The organism is uncultured Flavobacterium sp., assembly GCF_937967675.1.
Lineage (GTDB): Bacteria > Bacteroidota > Bacteroidia > Flavobacteriales > Flavobacteriaceae > Flavobacterium.
Genome location: NZ_CALBSN010000199.1, coordinates 1 through 6,143 on the forward strand (window position 1 = coordinate 1; position 6,143 = coordinate 6,143).

The window sequence follows — 6,143 nt, forward strand, 5'->3', positions numbered from 1 at the left end:
TGCGATAAGAACATTTTTTGACGGATTCCAATGAAATCACCTTCTGGAGTTTCGATAACTGCAGGCACTTTTCTGATAGCACCTAAAGCTAAAATACCTACTTGTGGTTGGTTGATAATTGGTGTTCCAAAAACAGAACCAAAAGTTCCTACGTTTGTAACTGTATAAGTACCACCTTGAGTATCGTCTGGTTTTAATTTTCCAGCTTTTGCACGGTTTCCTAAGTCGTTAACTGCTTTTGCCATCCCAACTAAGTTTAATTGGTCTGCATTTTTAATTACAGGAACAATTAAGTTTCCGTTTGGTAACGCTGCCGCCATTCCTAAGTTAATATTTTTACGCTTGATGATAAATTCACCATCAACTGAAATATTCATTCCTGGGAAATCTTTCAATGCTTTTGCTACCGCTTCCATAAAAATTGGCGTAAAAGTTAACTTCTCACCTTCTCTCTTTTCGAAAGCATTTTTAACTTTATCTCTCCATTTTACAATGTTAGTAACGTCAACTTCAATAAATGACTGAACGTGAGCCGAAGTTTGAACCGATTCTACCATGTATTTCGAAATCAACTTACGCATTCTGTCCATTTCAACAATCTCATCACCACCGTTTACAGAAACTGGAACAGCTTGTGCTACAGGTTGAGAAATTACAGCTGGAGCTTCTGCTTTAGGAGCATTTGCTACTGGTTGAGCAACAGGCTGACTTCCTCTATTTTTGATATAATTTAATAAATCTTCTTTATTTACACGGCCATCTTTACCAGAACCTTTAATAGATTCTAATTCTGCTAAAGATATTCCCTCTTCTTTTGCAATATTTTTAACCAAAGGCGAAAAGAATTTTTCTGATCCCGAAAAATCTGCTGGAGCAACAGTTTCTTTTGCTACTTCTACAGCCTTAGCTACTTCTGCAACTGCAACTGGCGCTTCTGCTTTAACTTCTGGAGTTGATGCAACTGCACTACCTTCGGTTTCGATAATAGCGATTGTTTGTCCCACTTGAACTACATCATCGGTATTAAATAAAATTTCAACAAGTGTTCCTGCAACTTCTGAAGGCACTTCACTGTCTACTTTATCAGTAGCAATTTCAAGTACTGCTTCGTCCATTTCAATTTTATCACCAACTTTTTTTAACCAGTTAGTAACTGTTGCTTCTGCAACACTTTCACCCATTTTAGGTAATTTCAATTCAAACTTTGCCATATCTTTAAACTAAAGTTGTGTTTTTGTATTTGGTTTGCAAAAATACTAATTTTTCGTTCGTTTTTCCAAGAATTCAATAATTTTTTACAACAAAATTATTTGTCCTCTATCATTCGAATTATTGCTTCCAATTAGGTAATTCGAACTCGAAATATAATTCTTAAAACTTAGATTTTTACTCTTATTTAACTGCATAAAAGTAATAATTTCAGCAAAACTAAAAGTAGTCGTATCAAATATTATTTCAATGTTTTTTTGTTGCTGATTTACAAATTGATTAAAATCAGACAAATAAGTTGTTTTTTGAGGAAGATTTAATCTTAAATTCCCTTTTGAAAAAATGACGTATTCCTCAATAATTCGAACTTCATTCTTTTGTTGATTCTTCTTCAAAAGACTAAAAACAAAACTTCCCACTTGCATCATCACATCAAAAAACCATGATTTATTGAAGTGTTTTTTATAGAAAAATTGCATCGCTTCTCTGAAACGTTTCATATAGGTTCCATCGCGAACGGTACTTTCTCCTTTATAATGAATCACCGAAGTTTCATGAAAATAATAATTCGATTTTCCTGTTTTCAAAACTAAATAACTCAAATCGATATCATCCGAATACATAAAGCAATTTTCATCAAAACCACCAACTTTGAGATACAATTCGCGTTTCATCATCATAAAAGCTCCAACTAAAATATCCACTTTTCCTGATTCGTTTTCTGATAAATGTTGGGCGTAATATTTTCCGAAATAATTCGAAATTTTATACAATCCGAAAATCTTGGTAAAAGCCACCCAAGGAGTTGGAACACCACGTTTACTTTCGGGAAGAAAATTTCCAGCGCCATCGATTAATTTACAACCAATAATACCAATGTTTAGTTGCCAGTTTTTAGTGTTCAGTATTTTAGAAAACGTATCCTCCGCAACCACAGTATCTGGATTCAAAATACAAACATAATCGCCTTTCGCTTGAGCGACCCCTATATTATTTCCTTTTGGGAAACCTAAATTAGCTGCGTTTTCAATGAGTTTGATGTGCGGAAATTTGGTTTTCATCATCTCACAACTATCATCTGACGAAGCATTATCAATGATAATAATCTCACCATCAATGTCTTCCAATGCTTTTTGAACACTGAGCACACATTGCTCTAAAAAATAGCGCACATTATAATTGAGAATGATTACGGATAGTTGCATTATAAAAGTGAAATTAAATCTTGGGGATTTTTCAAATTATTCCAAAACAATAACAACTCAATTATATTTGAATCTTTATCTATTTTGTAAAATAATGTCGTTTGTTTAGATATTGACAAAGAATAAAAATCTTTATAACTTATTTTACCAATTAATGGATTTAAAACTATTCTTTCTATTTCTTGAACAACAAGCTTTTCGAACTTAACAACTTCTTTTGAATTCCATTTGAGATAAATAAAATCAATTTCCTCATGATATGAATTTTTAGCAGTTGAAGTCCATATTACTTTAAAATTCATTTCAAAAATGGATATTTTTCTTTAGTCATTCGCATAACCTCTTCGTGTGTGAATGTCTTTCCTTCTTCAATTTCTTTGATGGATTTTTCAAGTAATTGAACCAAAACAGGATGTAATTCTTCGGAAGTAGCCTCACTCTTTGCGGTTACTTCGTAAGCTTCTATTGGTTCTTCTATTTTATTTTTCTTTTTGGAAGTCATAAAATGCATTTTCACAAAGTTAAGAAATAATCTATAATCTTTAATTACAATAAACTATTTTTGCACTTCTAAATTCTAACTTCAGAATTCTAAATTATAAGAATGAATTACCTATCAGTCGAAAATATCTCAAAATCTTATGGCGAACGTGTTTTGTTTGACAACGTTTCGTTTGGAATTAACAAAGATCAAAAAATAGCTTTTATCGCTAAAAACGGTTCGGGAAAGACCACCATTATGAACATGATTAATGGTTTGGACGAGCCCGATACTGGTCAAGTTATTATTCGAAAAGAGATTAACATGGCATTTTTGTCGCAAAACAATAATTTGCAAGATGAATTAACCATTGAAGAAAATATTTTTGCTTCGGATAATGAAATTCTGAAAGTAATTGAACGCTACGAAAAAGCTTTAGAAAACCCGAATGACGAAGAAGCTTATCAAAGAGCTTTTGATGATATGGACCGCCATAACGCTTGGGATTTTGAAACGCAATTCAAGCAAATTTTGTACAAACTGAAGTTGGAAGACTTGAAAATGAAAGTCAAAAACATGTCGGGTGGACAAAAAAAGCGTCTTTCGTTAGCTATTATTTTGATTAGCAAACCCGATTTATTGATTTTAGATGAGCCAACCAATCACTTGGATTTAGAGATGATTGAGTGGTTAGAAGATTATTTTGCAAAAGAAAATATTACGTTGTTTATGGTGACGCATGACCGTTTCTTTTTGGAGCGTGTTTGTAATGAAATCATCGAATTAGATAATGGAAAAATCTATCAATACAAAGGGAATTATTCTTATTACTTAGCCAAAAAAGAAGAACGATTAGCTTCTGAAAACGCAAGTATTGACAAAGCACAGAATTTATTCGTAAAAGAATTGGCTTGGATGCGACGTCAACCAAAAGCTAGAACTACCAAATCGAAATCACGTCAAGATGATTTTTATAAAATCAAAGAGGTTGCCGAAAGTCGAAGAAAGGAAAATGTGGTAGAGTTGGAAATCAACATGGAACGCATGGGAAGCAAGATTATCGAAATGGTAAAATTGAATAAAAATTTCCCTGACCGAACCATTTTAAAAGATTTCAGCTATTCTTTTCAAAGAGGTGAACGCATTGGAATCATTGGAAAAAACGGAACAGGAAAATCGACTTTCTTAAACATTTTAACTCAAACCATTCAACCTGATTCGGGCAAAGTAATTATTGGTGATACGATAAAAATTGGCTATTACACGCAAAGCGGAATCAATCCAAAACCGGGACAAAAAGTAATCGATATCATCAAAGAATATGGCGAATATATTCCGTTAACGAAAGGAAAAATTATTTCGGCTTCTCAATTATTGGAACGCTTTTTATTTGATGCCAAAAAACAATACGATTTCGTAGAAAAATTAAGTGGTGGCGAATTGAAACGTTTGTATTTATGTACGGTTTTAATTCAAAATCCAAATTTTTTGATTTTGGATGAACCAACGAATGACTTGGATATTGTAACGCTGAACGTTTTAGAAAGTTTCCTTTTAGATTACCCAGGATGTTTATTGGTTGTGAGTCACGATAGATATTTCATGGATAAAATTGTGGATCACTTATTCGTTTTTAGAGGTGAAGGTGAAATTGAAGATTTCCCAGGAAATTACTCGGATTTTAGAGCGTATGAAGATTCGGCTGAACCTAAAGTTTTGAATTCGGTAAGTACTGAAAAAACAAATTGGAAAGAAAAGCAAACGGCTTCAACTGGTTTGAGTTTCAATGAACAAAAGGAATTCAATAAAATTGAAAAAGAAATCAAAGATTTAGAATACAATAAAAAACAAATCGAACAAGAATTCGCCGTCGGAAAAGTTTCAGATGATAAAATTGAAGCCAAAGCAAACGAATTACAAAAAATCATCAAATCTTTAGAAGAAAAAGAAGAACAATGGTTTGAATTAAGTTCGAAAATGGAATAATAATTAGTATTCAGTCGCAGTCGCAGTGTGCAGAGAAAACTGTGACTGAAAACTGTGACTGAAAACTGTGACTGAAAACTGTGACTGAAAACTGTGACTATAATCAAATCATACCTAAAATTCCTTCTTAATTCCAAAAACGAACATGGAGTGCATTCGCCATTTGTGTTTGATTTGGTTACGAAATGTTTTTATGATACTACCAAATATCCAGAATACGAAGTATTAAAATCGTATCGAAAATCGCTTTTAGAAAATAAAAACACAATTGAAGTTACCGATTTTGGTGCAGGTTCAAGAGTTTTTAAATCGAATACAAGAGAAATTTCAAAAATTGCACAAACTGCTGGAATTACTCCAAAAAATGCAGAATTACTTTTTAGAATCGTTCGCTATTTTCAACCCAAAAGCATTTTAGAAATTGGAACTTCTTTAGGGTTAGCGACTTCTGCACTTTCATTGGGAAATAAAAATTCGGACATTATCACTTTAGAAGGTTGTCCGAATACGCAAAAGCAAGCACAAATTCAATTACAAGGGCAAAATTCAAATTTTCAAAACGTTGAATTTGTCAATACAGAATTTTCAAGCTATTTCAAAGTCATTCACCCATCACCCATCACCCATCACCTAATTTATTTCGATGGCAACCATTCCAAAAAAGCGACTTTAGCTTATTTTGAAGCCTTACTTCCAACAATTTCAAATGAATCGGTTTGGATTTTCGATGATATCCATTGGTCAGCCGAAATGGAAGAAGCTTGGGAAATCATAAAAAATCATCCAAAAGTTTCGGTGACAATTGACACCTTTCAATGGGGAATCGTGTTTTTTAGAGCCGAACAACAAAAGGAACATTTCATCATCAATCCGAACAAAACGATTAGTTCGCACTTGTTTGAAAGAATTCGTTTTTAGTTGTAACAAATTCCTTTCTTTTTCTACTTATTAATGTAATTTATCAACAATGTTGTCTTCTCGAGCGAAGTCGAGAGTCTAAATTAAAATTTCATTATGGCAAATCCGTTAATCAAAATAACCAATATCAAAAGAGATTTCCCTTTAGGAAACGAAATCGTGTATGTATTAAAAGGCATCGATTTAGAAATCAATAAAGGGGAATATGTAGCATTGATGGGACCTTCGGGTTCTGGAAAATCCACTTTGATGAATATTTTAGGTTGTTTGGATACACCAACCTCTGGAACTTACATTTTGAACGGAAAACACGTGAGTGAAATGCAAGACGATGAATTGGCAGG

The 6,143-nt window shown here is 32.9% G+C and carries 7 protein-coding genes; 3 read left to right on the forward strand and 4 right to left on the reverse strand.

What is annotated here, in order from left to right:
• The 4 genes from Q0075_RS12930 to Q0075_RS12945 all read right to left on the reverse strand — a co-directional run.
• Positions 1-1,211: dihydrolipoamide acetyltransferase family protein (locus tag Q0075_RS12930; RefSeq protein WP_297869872.1), on the reverse strand; the 1,211-nt coding region annotated here is incomplete at its 3' end.
• Positions 1,212-1,295: 84 nt separating this feature from the next.
• Positions 1,296-2,414 (reverse strand): glycosyltransferase family 2 protein, encoded by a 1,119-nt coding sequence (locus tag Q0075_RS12935; RefSeq protein ID WP_297869873.1) that lies wholly within the window; start codon positions 2,412-2,414, stop codon positions 1,296-1,298.
• Positions 2,414-2,716 (reverse strand): type II toxin-antitoxin system RelE/ParE family toxin, encoded by a 303-nt coding sequence (locus Q0075_RS12940; protein WP_297869874.1) that lies wholly within the window; start codon positions 2,714-2,716, stop codon positions 2,414-2,416. The genes Q0075_RS12935 and Q0075_RS12940 overlap by 1 nt, the downstream gene beginning before the upstream one ends.
• Complete coding sequence (locus Q0075_RS12945; RefSeq protein WP_291108352.1) at positions 2,713-2,916, reverse strand: hypothetical protein; 204 nt, start codon at positions 2,914-2,916, stop codon at positions 2,713-2,715. The genes Q0075_RS12940 and Q0075_RS12945 overlap by 4 nt, the downstream gene beginning before the upstream one ends.
• A gap of 102 nt (positions 2,917-3,018) precedes the next feature.
• Between Q0075_RS12945 and Q0075_RS12950 the strand changes: the two genes are divergently transcribed.
• The 3 genes from Q0075_RS12950 to Q0075_RS12960 all read left to right on the forward strand — a co-directional run.
• Positions 3,019-4,881 (forward strand): ABC-F family ATP-binding cassette domain-containing protein, encoded by a 1,863-nt coding sequence (locus Q0075_RS12950; protein WP_297869875.1) that lies wholly within the window; start codon positions 3,019-3,021, stop codon positions 4,879-4,881.
• 93 nt (positions 4,882-4,974) lie between these two features.
• Positions 4,975-5,799, forward strand: coding sequence for a class I SAM-dependent methyltransferase (locus Q0075_RS12955; RefSeq protein WP_297869876.1), 825 nt, complete (start codon positions 4,975-4,977; stop codon positions 5,797-5,799).
• Between the two features lie 96 nt (positions 5,800-5,895).
• Positions 5,896-6,143: ATP-binding cassette domain-containing protein (locus Q0075_RS12960; protein WP_297869877.1), on the forward strand; the 248-nt coding region annotated here is incomplete at its 3' end.